General features: G+C 65.0%; 18 protein-coding genes. 7 read left to right on the plus strand and 11 right to left on the minus strand.

The window, feature by feature from the left end:
* Positions 1–2: 2 nt before the first annotated feature.
* The 7 genes from ACW7G0_RS05530 to asnS are packed head-to-tail and all read right to left on the minus strand — an operon-like array spanning position 3 to position 5,384.
* Positions 3–428: a RidA family protein gene (locus ACW7G0_RS05530; protein ID WP_456988178.1), complete on the minus strand. Its 426-nt coding sequence runs from the start codon at positions 426–428 to the stop codon at positions 3–5.
* A 1-nt stretch (position 429) separates the two neighbouring features.
* Positions 430–1,092, minus strand: coding sequence for a carbonate dehydratase (gene can / locus ACW7G0_RS05535; protein ID WP_456988180.1), 663 nt, complete (start codon positions 1,090–1,092; stop codon positions 430–432).
* Positions 1,093–1,098: 6 nt separating this feature from the next.
* Complete coding sequence (locus ACW7G0_RS05540) at positions 1,099–2,523, minus strand: aldehyde dehydrogenase (protein ID WP_456988182.1); 1,425 nt, start codon at positions 2,521–2,523, stop codon at positions 1,099–1,101.
* Between the two features lie 30 nt (positions 2,524–2,553).
* Complete coding sequence (locus tag ACW7G0_RS05545) at positions 2,554–3,342, minus strand: SDR family oxidoreductase (protein ID WP_456988183.1); 789 nt, start codon at positions 3,340–3,342, stop codon at positions 2,554–2,556.
* A 1-nt stretch (position 3,343) separates the two neighbouring features.
* Positions 3,344–3,652, minus strand: a complete 309-nt coding sequence (locus tag ACW7G0_RS05550) for a hypothetical protein (RefSeq protein WP_456988184.1) — start codon at positions 3,650–3,652, stop codon at positions 3,344–3,346.
* Positions 3,649–3,954 carry a hypothetical protein gene (locus ACW7G0_RS05555; protein ID WP_456979506.1) on the minus strand — a complete coding sequence of 102 codons (306 nt, stop codon included), beginning with the start codon at positions 3,952–3,954 and terminating at the stop codon, positions 3,649–3,651. The genes ACW7G0_RS05550 and ACW7G0_RS05555 overlap by 4 nt, the downstream gene beginning before the upstream one ends.
* A 29-nt stretch (positions 3,955–3,983) precedes the next feature.
* Positions 3,984–5,384: an asparagine--tRNA ligase gene (asnS, locus tag ACW7G0_RS05560; protein WP_456988186.1), complete on the minus strand. Its 1,401-nt coding sequence runs from the start codon at positions 5,382–5,384 to the stop codon at positions 3,984–3,986.
* A 141-nt stretch (positions 5,385–5,525) separates the two neighbouring features.
* Between asnS and ACW7G0_RS05565 the strand changes: the two genes are divergently transcribed.
* The 6 genes from ACW7G0_RS05565 (at position 5,526) to ACW7G0_RS05590 (ending at position 9,801) form a co-directional block, all read left to right on the plus strand.
* Positions 5,526–5,864 (plus strand): HesB/IscA family protein, encoded by a 339-nt coding sequence (locus tag ACW7G0_RS05565; protein WP_456961592.1) that lies wholly within the window; start codon positions 5,526–5,528, stop codon positions 5,862–5,864.
* A gap of 223 nt (positions 5,865–6,087) precedes the next feature.
* The gene (gene rpsF, locus ACW7G0_RS05570; RefSeq protein WP_456961591.1) at positions 6,088–6,552 is read left to right on the plus strand and encodes a 30S ribosomal protein S6; all 465 of its coding nucleotides are present in this window, start codon (positions 6,088–6,090) and stop codon (positions 6,550–6,552) included.
* Between the two features lie 26 nt (positions 6,553–6,578).
* On the plus strand, positions 6,579–6,809 hold the full coding sequence (rpsR, locus tag ACW7G0_RS05575; RefSeq protein ID WP_456961590.1) for a 30S ribosomal protein S18: 231 nt from the start codon (positions 6,579–6,581) through the stop codon (positions 6,807–6,809).
* A gap of 63 nt (positions 6,810–6,872) precedes the next feature.
* Complete coding sequence (gene rplI, locus ACW7G0_RS05580; protein ID WP_456988187.1) at positions 6,873–7,325, plus strand: 50S ribosomal protein L9; 453 nt, start codon at positions 6,873–6,875, stop codon at positions 7,323–7,325.
* A gap of 224 nt (positions 7,326–7,549) precedes the next feature.
* Positions 7,550–8,974, plus strand: a complete 1,425-nt coding sequence (locus ACW7G0_RS05585) for a replicative DNA helicase (RefSeq protein ID WP_456988189.1) — start codon at positions 7,550–7,552, stop codon at positions 8,972–8,974.
* A gap of 122 nt (positions 8,975–9,096) precedes the next feature.
* Entirely contained in the window at positions 9,097–9,801 is a 705-nt protein-coding gene (locus tag ACW7G0_RS05590) for an OmpA family protein (RefSeq protein WP_456988191.1), read from the plus strand.
* A gap of 129 nt (positions 9,802–9,930) precedes the next feature.
* Here the strand turns inward: ACW7G0_RS05590 and ACW7G0_RS05595 are convergent, their stop codons facing one another.
* Together ACW7G0_RS05595 and ACW7G0_RS05600 are read right to left on the minus strand one after the other, a co-directional pair.
* A complete protein-coding gene (locus ACW7G0_RS05595; RefSeq protein ID WP_456988192.1) occupies positions 9,931–12,519 on the minus strand; it encodes a glucose/quinate/shikimate family membrane-bound PQQ-dependent dehydrogenase in 2,589 nt (862 codons plus the stop codon).
* 75 nt (positions 12,520–12,594) lie between these two features.
* Positions 12,595–12,765, minus strand: a complete 171-nt coding sequence (locus ACW7G0_RS05600) for a carbohydrate porin (protein ID WP_456989458.1) — start codon at positions 12,763–12,765, stop codon at positions 12,595–12,597.
* 74 nt (positions 12,766–12,839) lie between these two features.
* Here ACW7G0_RS05600 and prpB point away from each other — a divergent pair, with 74 nt between their 5' ends.
* Positions 12,840–13,724 (plus strand): methylisocitrate lyase, encoded by an 885-nt coding sequence (gene prpB, locus ACW7G0_RS05605; RefSeq protein ID WP_456988193.1) that lies wholly within the window; start codon positions 12,840–12,842, stop codon positions 13,722–13,724.
* Between the two features lie 274 nt (positions 13,725–13,998).
* On the opposite strand, the gene ACW7G0_RS05610 is transcribed toward prpB, so the two are convergent.
* Entirely contained in the window at positions 13,999–15,474 is a 1,476-nt protein-coding gene (locus ACW7G0_RS05610; RefSeq protein WP_456988195.1) for an efflux transporter outer membrane subunit, read from the minus strand.
* Complete coding sequence (locus ACW7G0_RS05615; RefSeq protein WP_456988196.1) at positions 15,467–18,637, minus strand: efflux RND transporter permease subunit; 3,171 nt, start codon at positions 18,635–18,637, stop codon at positions 15,467–15,469. The genes ACW7G0_RS05610 and ACW7G0_RS05615 overlap by 8 nt, the downstream gene beginning before the upstream one ends.
* Between the last annotated feature and the right edge of the window lie 19 nt (positions 18,638–18,656).

Genomic DNA, 18,656 nt, shown 5'->3' on the forward strand with positions numbered 1-18,656 from the left:
GCTTACTCCTTCAGGGCAGCAATACACTTCAGTTCGATGGCGATCGGCGTCGGCAAGGCACTGATACCCACGGTGGTGCGGCATGGTGCGGTGTCGATGTCGGGGAAGTATTCGGCCCAGACCGCGTTGTAGCGTGGGAAGTCGGCGTCCATGTCGGTCAGGTAGACGGTCACATCGACGAGGTCCCGCCAATGCGCGCCACTGGCCTCCAGCACCGAGCGCACGTTGGCGAACACCGCACGCGTCTGGGCGTCGATGTCGTAGCTGATCAGGCGGTCGTCGGCATCATGCACGTTGCCGACGATCGCATTGCTGACGGGATCGCGCGGTCCGATGCCCGACAGCAACAGCAGGTTGCCGACACGACGCGCGTGTGGATACAGGCCGACCGGCCGCGGCGCGCCGGTTGCGCGTATTGCGCCGCTCATCTCATCGATCCTCCCGGTCGGCGCGGATGCGAGCCAACGCTTCGGCATAGATGGAGGACAGGCTCTTGGCTGCGGCTACGTCGACGCCGAGGTCGTGCACGCGGCCATCGCGCAGGGTATAGACCCAGCCGTGTACCGACACCGCCTGGCCGCGTGCCCACGCGTCGCGCACGATGGTGGTGTGGCAGACGTTGACCACCTGTTCCAGTACGTTCAGCTCGCACAGGCGGTCATGCTTCAACTCGTCGTCTTCGAACGCGAGCAGGCTGGCCTCGTGCTTCTCGGCGACGTCGGCGACGTGTCGCACCCAGTTGTCGGACAGCCCCAGCCGCTGGTCGTGCAGGGCCGCGTGCACGCCGCCGCAGCCGTAGTGGCCGACCACCAGGATGTGCTTGACCTTGAGAACGTCGACTGCAAACTGGATCACCGACAGGCAGTTGAGGTCGGTGGTGACGACGACATTGGCGATATTGCGGTGGACGAACACCTCGCCCGGTGAGACGTCGATGATCTGGTTGGCCGGCACCCGCGAATCCGAGCAGCCGATCCAGAGGAACTCCGGCGCCTGCTGGCGGGACAGTCGCTCGAAGAACCCGGGGTCCTCGGCGCTGATGCGGTCGGCCCATTCGCGGTTTTTGTGGAGCAGGTCTTTCAGTGAGTTCATGCAGGGTTATCCGATGTGGAGACCGACGTTCTTGGCGTCGGTGAAAAATTGCATGGCCTCAAAGCCGCCTTCGCGGCCGAGCCCGGAGTTGCCGATGCCGCCGAACGGCGTGCGCAGGTCGCGTTGCAGCCAGGTGTTGATCCAGACCATGCCGACCTGCAGCCGGGCGGCCAGGAGATGGGCGCGGTTGAGGTCGCGGGTCCAGAGCGAGGCGGCCAATCCGTAGTCGCCTGCGTTGGCGAGGTCCAATGCCTGCTGGTCATCGTCGAACGTTTGCAGCGTGGCAACGGGGCCGAAGATCTCCTCGCGGTTGCTTGTGCAATCGGGCGGCAGGCCTTCGATCACCGTCGGGCTGACGAACCAGCCGGGGCGGTCGAGCGCATGCCCGCCGCACCTGATCGAGCCACCTTCCTCGCGTGCGCATTCGATCGCAGCGACGACCTTGTCGAAATGGGTCTGGGAGACCAGCGGGCCAACCTGGGTGTCCCGGGCAGCCGGTTCGCCGATCCGCAGCTGGCTTACACGCTCGACGAAGGCATCGCGAAACTCGTCGTGGATGCCGCGCTCGACCAGTATCCGCGAACCGCACAGACAGATCTGGCCGGAGTTCTGGAACGCGGAGCGCACCAGCAGGTCCAGGTCCTCGCGCCAGGAGCTGTCGGCAAACACCAGCGTTGCGTTCTTGCCACCCAACTCCAGTGAGGTCTTCTTCAACAGTGGGCCGGTCAAGCCGGCGAGCCGGCGCCCGACCGCGGTACTGCCGGTGAACGACACGGCCTTCACACGGGGGTCGATCACCAATGGCTCGCCAACTGCAGTGCCGTGTCCGTGGATGATGTTGAGCACACCGGGAGGAAAGCCGATCTCCGCCGCCAGCTCGCCCAGCATGCTCGCTGTGACAGGCGTGATCTCCGAGGGCTTGGCGACAACGGTGTTGCCCGCGGCCAGCGCCGGTGCAATCTTCCAGGTCAGCAGGTAGAGCGGCAGGTTCCACGGTGAAATGGTCGCCACCACGCCCAGTGGCGGGCGCAGGGTGTAGTTCAATCCGGCCTGGCCGTGGTGGGACTGGCTGGCGAACTGGGTCGCGGCATGCGCAAAGAAACGCAGGTTGCTGATGGCCCGTGGGATTTCCACCTCGCGTGCCAGCGATATGGGTTTGCCGGCATCGCGTGACTCCGCCAGCGCAAAATCCTCGGCGCGCGCTTCCAGCGCGTTGGCGAGCTTTTCCAGCCAGCGTGATCGTTCGGAATTGGGCAGGCCCGCCCAACCGGGGAACGCGGTTTGTGCGGCGCTGACGGCGGTGCCGACCACCGCGCTGTCGCCGCCGGCAACCGTGGCGAAAACCTGTCCCGTTGCCGGATCAAACACATCGATGTCGCCATCGCCAGCAGGGCCGGATGGTTTGCCGTCGATCCAGTGGGTCAGGTGCATTGGGCTAGCTTACCGCCAGCGACAGCTCGGTTACAGGGACCGCGTGCGGCCGCCGTCCACGGGCAGGTTGATGCCGGTGATGTAGCTGGCCGCCGGAGAGCACAGGAACGCAATTGCCGCAGCCGTTTCCTCCGGCTTGGCAAAGCGCCCGATCGGGATTGCAGAGACCATGTCGGCGACGACCTCTTCGCGGTTGCGGCCGCTACGGGTCGCGGTGGCGTCGATGATCTGCTCGATGCGTGGCGTCTGGGTCGAGCCGGGCAACACGTTGTTCACGGTAATGCCGGACGGTGCCAGCTCACCGGCCAGGGTCTTGGCCCAGCTGGCGACGGCCCAGCGGGTGGTGTTGGATACACCCAGGCCCTTGATCGGTTCCTTTACCGAGGTCGAGATCACGTTGACGATGCGGCCGAACCCGTCGCGCTGCATGCCCGGGATCACCGCCTCGGCGAGCACATGGTTGCCGAGCAGGTGTTGGCGCAGTGCGGACTCGAACGCGGCGACGTCGGCGCCATGCACGGCTCCGGGCGGCGGCCCGCCGCTGTTGTTGACCAGGATATGCACCGGCCTGGCGGCAACCAGCGATTCGACCTGGGCGCGCAATCGCCCGGTATCGGCGGCGTCGACCGCGATCCAGCCATGCTGCTGGCTGCTGCGAGGCATGGGTAGTTGTGCGGTCAAGTCGCGCAACAATGGCTCGCGGCGCGCCAGCAACGTGACATCGGCGCCCAGCTGCGCCAACGCCTTGGCGGTGGCCCATCCGATGCCCTGGCTGGCACCGCACACCAACGCGTGCTTCCCGCCGAGATCCATGTCCATGTCAGTTCCCCTTTGGTCTGGATGTGAGCGTCTGCACCATCCGCGCGCGCAATTGCCCGTCATCGTCGGCCTGGGGCGCAATCAGCTCGGCAAGCATGAAGCCGCGTGAGTTGGCATCGTCCTCGTCCATGCCGGACAGCTCCGCGAACTCGGCATCCATCAACGTCGATCGGGCGGAGTCCTCACTGTCGAAGGGCAGGGTATTGCCATCGCTGTCGAGTATTTCTGCGGTGCCGGCCTCCAGTACCCGCATCCGGGCCCAGACCACCGTGCGTCCAAGCGTCGCCAGCCACCACTGTCCGGCGCTCATGACGCGGCCTTGGCGATCAGCGTCAACACGCCGGAGCTCAGCAATCCGCCGACGATGGTCAGCAGTGCGATCCGTGCCGGGGTGGCAAGGCCATTGAGGTTGTGGTCGGCGGCCGAGCGATAGTGGCCGCGCAGCAACCACAACCACGCCGGCGGGCGGGCAAACGCGTTGGGACCGAGGCTTTCCAGCAGTTCCGGCTGGCGATCACGCATGTGCACCAGCGTCAGTGGCCAGAAGATGACGAACGCGGTTGCGCCGGCGATGGCGACGGCAAGGCAAAGCAGGGCAAAGAACAGGATCACGAATCACCACCTCGGCGGGTCATTGGCATTCAGTACTCGGCGTTGCCCGGCGCGCGCGGGAAGGCGATCGCGTCGCGGATGTTGCTCAGTCCGCAGACGTAGACCACCAGCCGCTCGAAACCGAGCCCAAAGCCGGCGTGCGGCACCGAACCATAACGACGGAAGTCGCGGTACCACTGGTAATGCTCCGGATCCAGCCCGAACTGGCGCATGCGCGCGTCAAGCACGTCCAGCCGTTCCTCGCGCTGGCTGCCGCCGATGATCTCGCCAATGCCCGGCGCCAGCACGTCCATCGCGGCGACGGTCTTGCCGTCGTCGTTCAGGCGCATGTAGAAGGCCTTGATGTGCTCGGGATAATTGGTCACCACCACCGGCCGGCCGACGTGTTGCTCGGTCAGCCAGCGCTCGTGCTCGGTCTGAAGGTCCAGGCCCCATTCGACCGGGAACTCGAACTTGTGCCCGGAGTCCTGCAGCAACTTGATCGCATCGGTGTAGTCGATCTGCTCGAACGGCGCGTTGATGAATCCTTCCAGCCGATCCACCGCACCTTTCTGCACGCGCTGGTCGATGAAGGCCATGTCGTCCGCGCGCTCGTCCAGCACCGCGCGGAACAGGTACTTGAGGAAGTCCTCGGCGACCCGCGCGTTCTCCATCAGGTCGGCGAACGCGATCTCCGGTTCGACCATCCAGAACTCGGCCAGGTGGCGGGTGGTGTTGGAGTTCTCGGCACGGAAGGTCGGCCCGAACGTATACACCTTGCTCAGCGCCAGCGCATAGGCCTCGGCGTTGAGCTGCCCGGACACGGTCAGGAAGGTCTCCTTGCCGAAGAAGTCGCGGCTGAAGTCGACCGCACCGGTCTTGTCGCGCGGCAGGTTGGCCACGTCCAGAGTCGAGACCCGGAACATCTGTCCGGCGCCCTCCGCATCGGAAGTAGTGATGATCGGCGTACTGATCCAGAAGTAGCCGTTCTCGTGGAAATACCGATGCACGGCCTGGGCCAGACAGTGGCGGATGCGGGTGACGGCGCCAAACAGGTTGGTGCGTGGGCGCAGATGGGCGACCTCGCGCAGGAACTCCAGCGAGTGGGCCTTGGGCTGGATCGGGTAGGTTTCTGGGTCATCGACCCAGCCGACCACCTCAAGCTTGTGGGCCTGGATCTCGAACCCCTGGCCCTGGCCCTGGGAGGCGACCAGCTCACCGGTGGCGATCACCGAACAGCCCGCGGTCAGGTGCTTCACCTCGTCCTCGTAGTTGGACAAGGTGGCGGGCGCGACGACCTGGATGGGCGCGAAACAGGAGCCGTCACTGACATTCACGAAACTCAGGCCGGCCTTGGAGTCACGTCGGGTGCGCACCCAGCCGCGGACGGTGATTTCACCACCGACCGGCAGTTGGCCTGCGAGCGCGTGCTGGACGCTGGTTATCGTCATGCGCAAACCGCCGTCATGCCTTGATTCCTTGCCCTTGGGGGCCGATATGGTTGGGAGTTGGAGTTTACGGGTGGGCCGGCGTGCTTGCGAGGCATCGCGTTGCCGTTCACCTATAATGGCAGCATCAACGGAGGTTTTTTTATGAGCGTCACCATGACCCCGGCCGCGCTGGCTCGCGTGCAGCGCTTTCTCGGCGACAGCCCGGATGCCATCGGCCTGCGCTTCGGGGCCGCCAAAACCGGGTGCTCGGGTTGGCAGCATCATGCTGACCTGGCCACCGAAGAGCGTCCCGGCGACACCGTGTTCGAGCAGGACGGCGTGCGCGTCTACGTGGACATGCTCAGCCTGCCGCAAGTCGATGGAACCCAGATTGACGTGGTCAAGCAGCGCCTGGGCGAGCAGTTCCTGTTCCGCAACCCCAATGCCAGTGCCGAATGCGGCTGTGGGGAAAGTTTTACCACCAGCGCCGACCTCGCCTAGACGAAACCGCGCGCGCCGGAACCCGCGCGCAAGTACCGGAGCGGCTCGCCATGCGGGCCGGGTTGCCAGGTGGAAGCGCGCCTATGGTTCCCATGCCGGAAAACTGCGATAATCGCCGGCTTCCTTCGGCATCTTGCCGCAGGAACCTTGCCCCACCGCGTGTCGAGCCACGGCCACGGGGGGCTGACCGGCCAACAAGGCCGATATCCACAAGGACAACACCATGCGTCATTACGAAGTCGTGTTCCTGGTCCATCCCGACCAGAGCGAGCAGGTGCCGGCCATGATCGAGCGCTACAAGGGCTTGATCGAGGGCGGCGAAGGCAAGATCCATCGCCTCGAGGATTGGGGCCGGCGTCAGCTGGCGTACCCGATCGCGAACCTGGTCAAGGCCCATTACGTACTCATGAACATCGAGTGCAACCAGACCGTGCTGGCCGAGTTGGTCGACAGCTTCCGCTTCAACGACGCGATCCTGCGCCACCTGGTCATCAAGCGTGACGAGGCGGACACCGAGCAGTCGCTGATCATGAAGTTCAAGGACGAGAAGGGTGACAAGCCCGACCGTGGCGATCGTCGTCGTCGCGACGACGAAGGCAGCAGCCACGACGGCGCCGGCGACAAGCCCGCCGCCAAGCCTGAAGCCGAGCCGGAAGCCACGTCCGACGACAGCACCGAAACCGCCTGATCACGCCCTCCTGGAGCAGCGCACCCATGTCCAAATTCTTCCGCCGTCGCAAGTTCTGCAAATTCACCGCCGAAGGCGTCAAGGAGATCGATTACAAGGATCTCAATACCTTGCGCCAGAACGTTTCCGAGACCGGCAAAATCGTTCCCAGCCGGGTCACCGGCACCAAGGCGAAGTACCAGCGTCAGTTGGCGACCGCGATCAAGCGTGCCCGTTTCCTGGCCCTGATCCCGTACACCGACAACCACCACGCCTGAGACCATTCGGACAGCCACCAGTTGCGGGGCCTCGCGTCCCGCTAACGAATACGGAGCAACACCATGCAATTGATCCTCCTGCAAAACGTGCAGAACCTCGGCAGGCTCGGCGACAAGGTCGACGTCAAGCCGGGCTACGCGCGCAACTTCCTGGTCCCCCAGGGCAAGGCCACGCCGGCTACCGCCGCCAACCTGGCCGAGTTCGAGACCCGTCGTGCCGAGTACGAAGCCAAGGCCAAGACGCGCCATGACGACGCCGAAGCCCGCCGTGCCGGCCTCGAGGACGTGTCCATCACGATCCACGCCAACGCCGTCGCCGAAGGCAAGCTGTACGGCTCCATCACCAGCAACGATATCGCCGTGGAGCTGACCAAGCTGGGCCAGCCGGTCGAGAAGTCCGAGGTGATCATGGGCAAGGGTCCCATCCACCACACCGGCACCTACGAAGTCGTGGTGCACCTGCACACCGATGTCGAAGCCACCGTTACGGTGATTGTCGAAGGCGACGTCACCTGATTGCTGCCGGCCCGGGGGTTCGCCCCGGTCCGCACGCTGGGCACGTTTGTCTGATAAAGCGAGGGGCGCCGCGAGGCGCCTTTCGTGTTTTTGCCGACTTGTCCCGCGCTATCCACCAGTTATCCACAGACTTGTCTGCAACCCTCACGCGCATCCCGCACTAGGATGCTTGTTCGACCTGCGCGCGTCCCTGCCGCACGGCCACTGCCAGGAACCTGTCCTTGATGAGTGCACGCCCCGGCTTCCGCGGTGAACAGCGCAGTGATTCGCGCTTCGAGACCCGCTCCGACCAACGATTGGACCAGTTGCGGATTCCACCACAATCGATCGAAGCCGAGCAGGCCGTGCTGGGCGGCCTGATGCTGGCTCCGGACGCTTATGACCAGGTCGCTGACAGCCTCGCCGAACATGACTTCTACCGGCGCGACCACCAGCTGATCTTCCGCGCGATCCGCGAGCTGGCCGAAAAGAACAAACCCTTCGACGCGGTCACCCTGGGCGAGTGGTTCGAATCGATGGGGGAGGGCGAGCAGGTTGCTGGCGGCGCCTACCTGATCGAGCTGGCCAGCACCACGCCATCGGCGGCCAACATCAAGGCTTACGCCGAAATCGTCCGCGACAAGGCCGTGCTGCGCAAATTGATCGAGGTCGGCACCACCATCGTCAACGATGGTTTCCAGCCCGGGGGCCGCGAGAGCAGCGAGCTGCTGTCTTCGGCGGAGCAGCAGGTATTCGCGATCGCCGAGGCCGGTGCGCGGGGCCGCACCGATTTCACCGCCATCAACTCCGCGTTGTCGGAAGCCTTCGATGTCCTGCAGACGCGCTACGCCGCCGGCGGCACGGTCACCGGCCTGCCGACGGGTTACACCGAGCTGGATGAGATGACCGCCGGACTGCAGCCGACCGACCTGCTGATCCTGGCGGCGCGTCCTGCGATGGGCAAGACCACGCTGGCGCTGAACATCGCCGAGTACGCCGCGATCAAGAGCAAGAAGGCGGTCGCGGTGTTCTCGATGGAAATGTCGGCCAGCCAGCTAGCATTGCGCCTGATTTCCTCCAACGGACGCGTCAATGCCCAGCGCCTGCGCAGTGGTCAGTTGGAGGACGAAGACTGGAGCCGGGTCACCAGCGCGATCCGGATGTTGAAGGAATCCAAGATATTCATCGACGACACGCCCGGCCTGTCGCCGGACGCACTGCGCGCCAAGGCCCGTCGGCTCAAGCGCGAGCACGACCTGGGGTTGGTGGTGGTCGACTACCTGCAGTTGATGGCAGTGCCGGGAAATACCGAAAACCGCGCCACCGAGATCTCCGAGATCTCACGCTCCCTGAAGCACTTGGCCAAAGAGCTCAACGTGCCGGTGATCGCGCTGTCGCAGCTTAACCGCTCGCTGGAAACCCGCGCCGACAAGCGCCCGGTGATGGCCGACCTCCGGGAGTCCGGCGCAATCGAGCAGGATGCGGACGTCATCATGTTCATCTACCGCGATGACTACTACAACAAGGAAAACTCGCCCGACAAGGGCTTGGCCGAGATCATCATCGGCAAGCAGCGTAACGGCCCGACCGGATCGCTGAAGCTGAAGTTCTTCGGTGAGTACACGCGATTCGACAACCTGTCGCACGATTCAATCGGCAGCTTCGAGTAACTTGCCGGCTGCTATGCCTGCCGAATGCTGAACAGGTAAAATTCGCCGTCACCTTGTTCATACAGGAACGTGGTTAGCTTCGCCGTATGTTTCTCAGGCTCACTGTCAGGAAGGACACTCCCATGAAAAACCCAGTCAAGATCGTACTCGCCGTTGCCATGACGACCGCGTTGCTCGGTGGTTGCGCTACCGGCGGCGGCGGGTACTACGGCCAACCGCAGGACCCGTATGCACAGCAGACCGACCCCAGCAATGACCGCACCAAGAAGGGCGCGATCATCGGTGCGGTGGCGGGAGCGGTTGCGGGCCTGCTCAGCGGCGGCGACGCCACCGAACGCCGCCAGCGTGCGCTGGTCGGCGCTGGTGTCGGCGGCCTGGCCGGCGGTGCGATCGGCAACTATCAGGACCGCCAGGAACGCGCATTGCGTGACCAGATGGCGGGCACCGGCGTGGATATCGTGCGCCAGGGCGACAACATCACCCTGAGCATGCCGGACAACATCACCTTCGGCTTTGACAGCTCATCGCTGCAGGCCCAGTTCTATCCGGTGCTCAACAACCTGGCCGGCACGTTGACCCAGTATAACCAGACCATCATCGAGGTCGCCGGCCATACCGACAGCAAGGGTACCGATGCCTACAACCAGCAACTGTCCGTGCGTCGGGCGGACGCGGTGGGCGATTACCTGATGGCCAGGGGAGTGATACGTGACCGGTTCATCATTACCGGTGCCGGCGAGAGCCGTCCGGTTGCCAGTAACGACACCGATTCGGGTCGCGCGCAGAACCGCCGCGTCGAGATAACGCTGGTGCCGCTGCGCTCCTGACCGATCTAACGGGCGTGTCTGCCGGGCTTGCCCCGGCAGCGCAACTTCAAACGGGCTCCCCAGGGAGCCCGTTTTTGTATGTGAGCGGTCGAGAACCCATGACGCCCGGACGGACCGGGGTTCAAGGGTTCATTGAGCAGACGGCAGCGCGTAGGCGATCACGTAATCACCCGGCGTGGTGCCCAGCGAGCCGTGCCCACCGGCGACCACCACCAGGTACTGGCGCCCATCCGTTCCGGTGTAAGTCATCGGCGTGGCCTGTCCGCCGGCGGGCAGGCGCTGCTGCCACAACTGTTTTCCGGTGGTGACGTCGTAACCGCGCACGTAATCATCCAGGTTGCCGGACAGGAACGCCACGCCGCCGCCGGTCATGATCGGACCGCCAATACCGGGCACGCCCATCCGGAAGGGAAGCGGCACCGGCGAGAGGTCGCGCACGGTGCCGTTGCGGTGTTGCCAGATGACCTCGCCAGTGGTGAGGTCTGCGGCGGCCACGTAGCCCCATGGCGGCTGCTGGCAGGGCAGGCCGATGGGCGACAGGAATGGCCCCATCTCGACCGCGAATGGCGCGCCGAAGTTCTCGTTCAGGCTCGGTAGCGCGCCATGTGGAGGTGCGCCGCCGGGCTGCACGTATAGCGTTTCGTCGTCTTCGCGCGGAACCAGGGTGGAGGTGAACGCCAGGTAGGTCGGCATGGCGAATGCGATCTGACGCACCGGATCCACCGCTATGCCACCCCAGTTGAAGACGCCGAAGTTGCCCGGGTAGATCAGCGATCCCTGCTCGGACGGCGGGGTGTAGCGACCCTCGTAACGCAGCTTGCGCAACGCGATCCGACAGGCGAGCTGGTCGAACAGGGTCGCGCCCCACATGTCGGCGCCGGTCAGTGGCGGCGGATTGAACGACAGCGCCGACACCGGCTGCGTCGAGGCGGTCCAGTCGCCTTCCGTGGCACCTTGTGGCGCGGGCATCTCGGTGACAGGCAACAACGGCTCGCCAGTGCGGCGGTCGAGCACGAACAATTCTCCCTGTTTGGTCGGTTGCACCAGCGCCGGGACGGTGCGGCCATCCACGGTGAGGTCGATCAATGTCGGCTGGGCCGGTACGTCGTAGTCCCACAGGTCGTGGTGCACGGTCTGGAATACCCAACGCACCTGTCCGGTAGCGAGATCGAGCGCGACGACGCTGGAGGAGAAACGTTCGACCGACTCGCTGCGATCACCGCCCCACTGGTCGGGCGGCTGGTTGCCGAGCGGTACGTACACCAGCCCCAGCGCCTCGTCGACACTGGAGATGGACCAGCTGTTGGGCGAGGAAGGCGTGTAGGTCTCGCCGGGGGCCAGCGGCGCGGTGTCGTCGGGGTTGCCCGAATCCCAGTTCCACGCCAGCTCGCCGGTATCGACATCGAACGCGCGGATCACGCCCGACGCTTCGTTGACGCTCACGTTGTCCAGCACCGTGCCGCCGACGATGACCAGTGAGTCGGTCACCACCACCGGCGAGGTGGAGTAATAGGAACCCGGGTTGACGTTCGGCATGTTCTGCCACAGGTCGATCTGGCCGCGGCCGTCGCCGAAGTTTGGACAGACCTTGCCATTTTCGGGATTGATCGAGATCAGGCGCCCATCAGCGGTGGGCATGAACAATTGAGCGCTGCAGCCGTCGGCTATCGGCAGATGGGTGACGGCGACGGGCGCGCCGGAGGAGGTGCGCTGCGACGTCGCGGAATCATTGCCAGCATCGGTTTGCGTGCCGGACACAGGCGAGGTGCCATCATCGGCGGCGAGCGCATCACCAGCCAGTTCCGGATGGTCGCCCGGGCTTGCGCTAGTCGCCGCGTTATCCACGTTATCTCCCGTGTCAGCGGGCTTGGCAGCGTACGACAACCCCCTGCAGGTCAGGTGCTGCAGTGCGAGTTTGCCCTGGATCCTCGGGTCCAGCCGCCATACCTCCTCGCCGGTGGTGGCGTCCAGGGCAATGACGGACTGATGCGGCGTGCAAAGGAACAGGCGATTGCCGACCTTCAGTGGCGTGACCTCGAAGGTGGTTTCTACCGGGTCGCCGGGCTGGCCCAGAAAATCGCCGGTGCGGTACGTCCAGGCGACCTCCAGGTCGGCCACATTGGCCGGGGTGAGTTGGGTCAGTGGTGAGTAGCGCTGGCCCTGCTGGGTACGTCCGTAGGCATGCCACTCGTCGGTGGGCACGGCCTCGGTGAGGGCGCCGGTCGCGGGTCGCGGACCGGGTGCATTGCCCTCGATGCGATGCGGGTTGTTCCACCACGAGGCAACCGACAGCAACAAGGTCGCGGTGACGACGCCCGCCAGGGGTATCCAGGAGCTGCGCGGAGCAGGTTGCCGGTCAGGTCCGGCGATCCTGGAGTGGTGCTGATCCAGCCCGCGGCGGACCCAGGGCAGCAACAGCCAGATACCGAGCAGGAAAGGCACCCCGAGCCGGCTGGCCAGTGGCCACCAGTCCAGCCCCGACTCCCACAACGCCCAGACCAGCGTGGCCAGCATCAACAAGGCATAGAGGATCAGCGCCATCCGGCGGCGCATGCACAGAAGCACCCCTACCAATGCGAAACCCAGGCCGGCGAGCAGGTAATACCAGGACCCGCCAAGCAGCACCAGCCACCCGCCGCCGCCCACAAGGGCCAAGCCGATCACCAGGAAAACGGCGCCGGTGATCATGGGGGCGCGATGCGACTGGGTATCTGGCACAGTGATTTCCTCCGGTGATGGCCCTGCAACCTTCCCGCAGCGGACGTCTGCGAGATGTATACAAGCGTTCGACGCTCAGAAGACGAGGCTGCTTTTGAGTCCGACCACGAGCGCGTCGCTGTTGCGGCTGTTGCCGCCCGGGTGGACGACGTATTGGAAGTTGGCCGCAATGTGAGTCCCCGGGATGGGACGCCAGGCATAGATCAACTCGGCTACATATCGGTTGCCTGACCCCGAGCGAGGTATTCTTCAGCCATGATCAGCGCGCACTTCAAAGTTGAATCCGCTGACTTCATGCGCATTTTACAAGGACACCATTGATGTCGACCCCAATTTCTGCAGGCGCACGTTTTCGCGCAGCCGTTTCCGAAGAGTCCCCGCTTCAAGTGATGGGTGCCATTACTGCCTACGCCGGCCTAATGGCCAAGCGTACGGGCTACAAGGCGTTGTATCTTTCCGGTGGCGGTGTCGCAGCCAACTCTCTGGGTATGCCCGATTTGGGTATCAGTACGATGGAGGATGTGCTCACGGACGCGCGTCGCATTGTCGATGCCACGCAGATGCCGTTGCTGGTCGACATCGATACCGGCTGGGGCGGCGCCTTCAACATTGGCCGCACCATCCGCTCTTTCATTAACGCCGGCGTCGCTGCGGTTCATATGGAGGATCAGGTTGGCCAGAAACGCTGCGGCCACCGTCCTGGCAAAGAAGTCGTGACGAAACAGGAAATGGTCGACCGGATCAAGGCGGCGGTGGATTCGCGCACAGATGATGGGTTCGTGATCATGGCGCGCACCGACGCAGCGGCAGCCGAAGGCGTTGATGCGGCGATCGAGCGTGCGACGGCCTACGTGGAGGCCGGTGCCGACATGATTTTCCCCGAGGCAATCAGTACGCTGGAGGACTTCGGCCGGTTCAAGGCGGCGGTGAAGGTGCCGGTGGTAGCGAACCTCACCGAGTTTGGCGAGACTCCTTTCTTCAGCACCGGCGAACTTGGGGATGCCGGGATCGACATTGCACTCTACTGTTGCGGCGCGTATCGAGCGATGAACAAGGCCGCGCTGAACTTCTATGAGACGGTACGTCGCGAGGGCACGCAGAAGAGCATCGTGGAAACGCTGCAGACGCGGACCGAACTCTACGATTTTCTCGACTATCACGCGTACGAGGACAGACTCGATCAGTTGTTCGCGCAAGGTCGGTAGGATGCAGCTGGATGTCGTCCTCGGCGCGCTCCAGGGGATTACCGGTTCGCCTCATCTGGTTGGCAACTCTCCGTCGTTTCGCGCGCGCGTTCGTCGATTTCCTCGCCGAGCGGTGGGGCGACACTCCACCATGGGAGTGCCTGGACTGAAGGCGAGTGAAATGCTTCGGACGGCGTGCGCGCACCCAATATGATCAGCGCGCCGCCCAGCAGTAGGCCCGCCGGCGGGGTCAGCAACACAACCAAGGCTGTCGAGCGCCTGATTCACCGGGGGCTCAATCGGCGCTTGCCACGTCCTCCCGCAGCGGAATGCGGCTCGGCCAGCCCCCGGCCATGGCCTTGTAGAGCGCTACCGCGCTGGTCGCTGCCCGGGTGCGGACATCGGCGAGCGCGTCCTGTGCCTGCAGTTTCGTGCGCTCGGCATCAAGCACTTCCAGCAAACTGGTCGCGCCGGCGTCGTAGCGGACGTGGGCCAGTTCAGCGGCGCGAGCGCTGTCGGTAGCGGCCTGCTGCAGATGCTCGTCCTCGGTGCGGGTGCGGGCGTAGCGGACCAGCGCGTTTTCGGTTTCCTCCAGCGCCAGCATCACCGTCTGCTGGTATGCCGCCAACTCACCGGCGGCATCGGCATCGGCGGCGGCCATGCGGGCGCGGACGCGGCCGATGTCGAGGAACGACCAGTCGATGCCCAGTGCAATCAGGCTGGTTTCACTGTCGCGTTCAAACAGGTTGCCGGTGTCGATGGCCTGGCTGCCGATCAGCCCGCCCAGGGTGAAGCGTGGGAACAGGTCGGCGGTGGCGACGCCGATGCGCGCAGTGGCGGCGTGCAGGCGCTGCTCGGCGGCGGTGATGTCGGGGCGACGGCGCAGCAACTCGCCGGGGGTGCCGGGATCGATCGGGGCGGGCAGGGCCGGAAGGTTGGCGGGTTGTTCCAGTTCGACGACGAGAGCGCCCGGTGCCTTGCCGGTCAACACCGCGAGTCGGTGCATCATTACCGCGGCGTCGGCCTCCAGCGCCGGCACGCGGGCGAGGGTCGCCTGCAACTGGGCGCTGGCGCGGGCGCGATCGAAGCCGGTGGCACTACCTGCGTCGAGCCGGACCTGCACGATGCGCAGGGTCTCGCGCTGGTTGTCGGCGTTTTCGCGGGCGACATCGAGGCGCTCCTGTAGGCCGCGCAGATCGATGTAGCTGCGCGCGACCTCGGCGACGATGGCGACCTGCAGCGCGGCGAGGTCGGCCGCGGTCGCGGCGGTTTCGGCGCGTTGCGACTCGACCCCACGGCGGATGCGGCCGAACAGGTCGAGTTCCCAGACCACGTTGATACCTGCCGAGTAGCTTTCGCTGTCGCGTTGCTCGCGCGACAGGCCCGGCGTCTGGTCGGCGCTGGCGCGTCCATCGCTCGCCTCGGCGCCGGCGGTAACGGCCGGCAACCGGTCGAAGCCTGAGCCGCGCAGCAGGGCATTGGCGCGGTCGAAGCGGGTCAGGGCGATGCGCAGGTCGTAGTTGGCCACCAGCGCCTCATCGACGAGCCGGGTCAGCATCGAGTCGTCGAAGGCGTTCCAGAAGTCCGCATCCGGCTGGGGCTGTGGCGCGACCGCGACGGGATTGGTGTCGTCGCGGACGAACTGCTCTGGCACCGACAGGGTGGGGCGGACATGGTCGGGACCGACCATGCAGGCGGCGAGGGCGATTGGCAGCAGCGCGATTGCAAAGGCGCGCGAGGCGGTTCGCGCCGCGGGGTTGAAGTTACGCATGGGTGATCTCCTTCAGTTCGCTGTGCGCCCGCTTGCCGGCACGTCGCGACACCAGCTTGCGCAGGGCGACATAGAACACCGGGGTCAGGAACAGGCCGAACAGGGTTACGCCGAGCATGCCGGCGAAGACGGTTATTCCAGTGACCGAGCGCACCTCCGCGCCGGCACCGGTGGCCAATACCAGTGGGATGGTGCCGGCGATGAAGGCGATCGAGGTCATCACGATCGGGCGCAGGCGCAGGCGGCACGCTTCCAGCGCGGCCTCCACGATCCCCATGCCCTGCATCTCCAGTTCTCGGGCGAACTCGACGATCAGAATCGCGTTCTTGCACGCCAGCCCCATCAGAACGACCAGCCCGACCTGCACGAACACGTTGTTGTCGCCGCCGGTCATCCACACGCCGACCAGGGCCGACAACAGGGTCATCGGCACGATCAGGATCACCGCCAGCGGCAGCGTCCAGCTCTCGTACAACGCGGCCAACACGAGGAAGGCGAGCATGACCGCGAGCGGGAACACGACCAGTGCCGAATTGCCCTGGGTCGCCTGCTGGAAGCTCAGGTCGGTCCACTCGATCTCCATGCCATTGGGCAGCACCTGCGGCGCCATCGCGACGAGGGTCTCCATGGCCTCACTCGACGACAGCACGCTCGGATCCGCGTCACCGATCAGGTCGGCGGCCGGATAGCCGTTGTAGCGGATCACCGGGTCGGGACCGAAGGTGCGGCTGATCTTCACCATGCTGCCGATCGGCACCATCTCGCCGTTGTTGTTGCGCGTGCGCAGGTCGGCGATGTCGCCGATCTCGTCGCGGAACTGGCCATCCGCCTGCGCGATCACCTGGTAGGTGCGGCCGAAGCGGTTGAAGTCATTGACGTAGGCCGAGCCGAGATAGGTCTGCAAGGTGTCGAACAGGTTGGTCAGCGACACGCCCTGTGCCTTGGCCTTGACCCGATCGACCTCGATGTCGAGCTGCGGCACGTTGGCCTGGTAGCTGCTGATCGGGAAGCCCATGCCCGGCGTTTGCGAGATTGCGCCCTGGAAGCCGCTGACCGCATCCTGCAGCGCGCCGTAGCCCAATCCCGCACGGTCCTGGATGAACAACGAATAGCCCGAGCCGGTGCCGAGGCCGAGGATTGGCGGCGGCATGATCGAGAAGCCGAAGCCTTCCTGGATGCCGGCGATCTTCTGGTTGAGCTCGGCGTTGATCTCGGTGGCCGTGCGGTCGCGCTCACTGAACGGCTTGAGGCCGAAGAACACGGTGCCGGTGTTGGGCGTGTTGGTGAACTGCAGCGCGTTGAGGCCGGGGAATGCGATCGCGGAATCGACGCCTTCGGTCTCCAATGCGATCTGGCTCATCTTGCGGATCATCGCGTCGGTACGTTCCAGCGATGCGCCTTCGGGCAACTTGGCGCCACCGAGCAGGTACAGCTTGTCCTGGGTCGGGATGAAGCCACCGGGCACCGCCTGGAACATCAGGCCGGCGGCTACCAGCAGCACCGCATAGACCGCGAACACCGCACCACGCTTGTTGAGCGAACGCGACACCGCGCTTTGATAACGCTCGGAACTCTTGCCGAAGAAGCGGTTGAATGGCCGGAAGATCCAACCGAACAGCCGGTCGATCAATCGCGTCGGCGCATCCTTGGCCGCGCCGCGCGGCTTCAACAGCAAAGCAGCCAGCGCCGGCGACAACGTCAGCGAATTGATCGCCGAAATCACCGTGGAGATGGCGATCGTCACCGCGAACTGCTTGTAGAACTGGCCGGTCACGCCTGACAGGAACGCCATCGGCACGAATACCGCGCACAGCACCAGCGCGATCGCAACGATCGGCCCGGAGACCTCACGCATGGCCTGGTGTGCGGCTTCAAGTGGAGTCTTGCCTTCCTCGATATTGCGCTCGACGTTCTCGACCACCACGATCGCGTCATCGACCACGATGCCAATGGCCAGCACCAAGCCAAACAACGTCAGCGTGTTGATCGAGAACCCCAATAGGTACAACGCAGCGAAGGTGCCGACGATCGACACCGGTACCGCCAGCAGGGGGATGATCGAGGCGCGCCAGGTCTGCAGGAACAGGATCACCACCAGCACCACCAGCAGCACCGCTTCAAGCAGGGTGGTGACGACCGACTTGATCGAGTCGCGCACGAATACGGTGGGGTCGTAGACGACCTTGTATTCCATGCCCTCGGGGAAGCGCGTCGACAACTCGGCCATCTTCGCGCGCACCGCGTCGGACAGCTCGATGGAGTTGGCGCCGGGTGACTGGAAGATCGGGATCGCGACCGCGTCCTTGTTGTCCAGCTGCGCGCGCAGGGTGTAGTCACCGGCGCCCAGTTCGATACGGGCGACATCGGACAACCGCACGATCTCGCCGTCGTTGCCGCTCTTGATCACGATGTCGCCGAATTCCTGCTCGGTCTGCAGGCGGCCGCGGGCGTTGATCGAGATCAGGAAGTCGCTGTCGTTCGGAGTCGGCTCGGCGCCGAGTTGGCCGGCCGAGACCTGCACGTTCTGCTCGCGCACCGCGTTGACCACGTCGCTCGCGGTCAGGCCGCGGGAAGCGAGCTTGTCCGGGTCCAGCCACAGCCGCATCGCATAGTCGCCGGAACCGAACAACGAGGCCTGGCCGACGCCGGGAATGCGCGCCAGCTCGTCCTTGATTTTCAAGGTCGCGTAGTTGCGCATGTACAGCGAGTCGTACTCGCCGTCCGGCGAGATCAGGTGCACCACCATGGTCAGTGTTGGCGACTGCTTCTGGGTGGTCACGCCTTGCCGGCGTACGTCCTCGGGCAACCGGGCGAGCGCCTGGCTGACCCGGTTCTGAACCTGCACCTGGGCCTGGTCGGGATCGGTGCCGGGGCGGAAGGTCACGGTGGTGACGAGGACGCCGTCGGAGCCGGCGACCGACTTGACGTACATCATGTCCTCGACGCCGTTGATCGCTTCCTCCAATGGCGTGGCGACGGTCTCGGCGATCACTTTGGGGTTGGCGCCGGGGTAGACCGCGCGCACCTGCACCGAGGGCGGCACGACGTCGGGGTACTCGCTGATCGGCAGCAGCGGGATCGCGATCAGGCCAGCGGCAAAGATCACGATCGACAGCACTGCGGCGAAGATCGGCCGGTCGATGAAGAACTTGGAGAAATCCATGGGGGATGTCCTGTTTCGG

It is taken from the genome of Lysobacter sp. A286 (assembly GCF_054052105.1).

What these genes read in the sequence shown, in the direction of transcription:
- ACW7G0_RS05530 (WP_456988178.1), bottom strand. Translation starts at nt 428, where the DNA reads ATGAGCGGCGCAATACGCGCAACCGGCGCGCCGCGGCCGGTCGGCCTG.
- can (WP_456988180.1), bottom strand. Translation starts at nt 1,092, where the DNA reads ATGAACTCACTGAAAGACCTGCTCCACAAAAACCGCGAATGGGCCGAC.
- ACW7G0_RS05540 (WP_456988182.1), bottom strand. Translation starts at nt 2,523, where the DNA reads ATGCACCTGACCCACTGGATCGACGGCAAACCATCCGGCCCTGCTGGC.
- ACW7G0_RS05545 (WP_456988183.1), bottom strand. Translation starts at nt 3,342, where the DNA reads ATGGACATGGATCTCGGCGGGAAGCACGCGTTGGTGTGCGGTGCCAGC.
- ACW7G0_RS05550 (WP_456988184.1), bottom strand. Translation starts at nt 3,652, where the DNA reads ATGAGCGCCGGACAGTGGTGGCTGGCGACGCTTGGACGCACGGTGGTC.
- asnS (WP_456988186.1), bottom strand. Translation starts at nt 5,384, where the DNA reads ATGACGATAACCAGCGTCCAGCACGCGCTCGCAGGCCAACTGCCGGTC.
- ACW7G0_RS05565 (WP_456961592.1), top strand. Translation starts at nt 5,526, where the DNA reads ATGAGCGTCACCATGACCCCGGCCGCGCTGGCTCGCGTGCAGCGCTTT.
- rpsF (WP_456961591.1), top strand. Translation starts at nt 6,088, where the DNA reads ATGCGTCATTACGAAGTCGTGTTCCTGGTCCATCCCGACCAGAGCGAG.
- rpsR (WP_456961590.1), top strand. Translation starts at nt 6,579, where the DNA reads ATGTCCAAATTCTTCCGCCGTCGCAAGTTCTGCAAATTCACCGCCGAA.
- rplI (WP_456988187.1), top strand. Translation starts at nt 6,873, where the DNA reads ATGCAATTGATCCTCCTGCAAAACGTGCAGAACCTCGGCAGGCTCGGC.
- ACW7G0_RS05585 (WP_456988189.1), top strand. Translation starts at nt 7,550, where the DNA reads ATGAGTGCACGCCCCGGCTTCCGCGGTGAACAGCGCAGTGATTCGCGC.
- ACW7G0_RS05590 (WP_456988191.1), top strand. Translation starts at nt 9,097, where the DNA reads ATGAAAAACCCAGTCAAGATCGTACTCGCCGTTGCCATGACGACCGCG.
- prpB (WP_456988193.1), top strand. Translation starts at nt 12,840, where the DNA reads ATGTCGACCCCAATTTCTGCAGGCGCACGTTTTCGCGCAGCCGTTTCC.
- ACW7G0_RS05610 (WP_456988195.1), bottom strand. Translation starts at nt 15,474, where the DNA reads ATGCGTAACTTCAACCCCGCGGCGCGAACCGCCTCGCGCGCCTTTGCA.
- ACW7G0_RS05615 (WP_456988196.1), bottom strand. Translation starts at nt 18,637, where the DNA reads ATGGATTTCTCCAAGTTCTTCATCGACCGGCCGATCTTCGCCGCAGTG.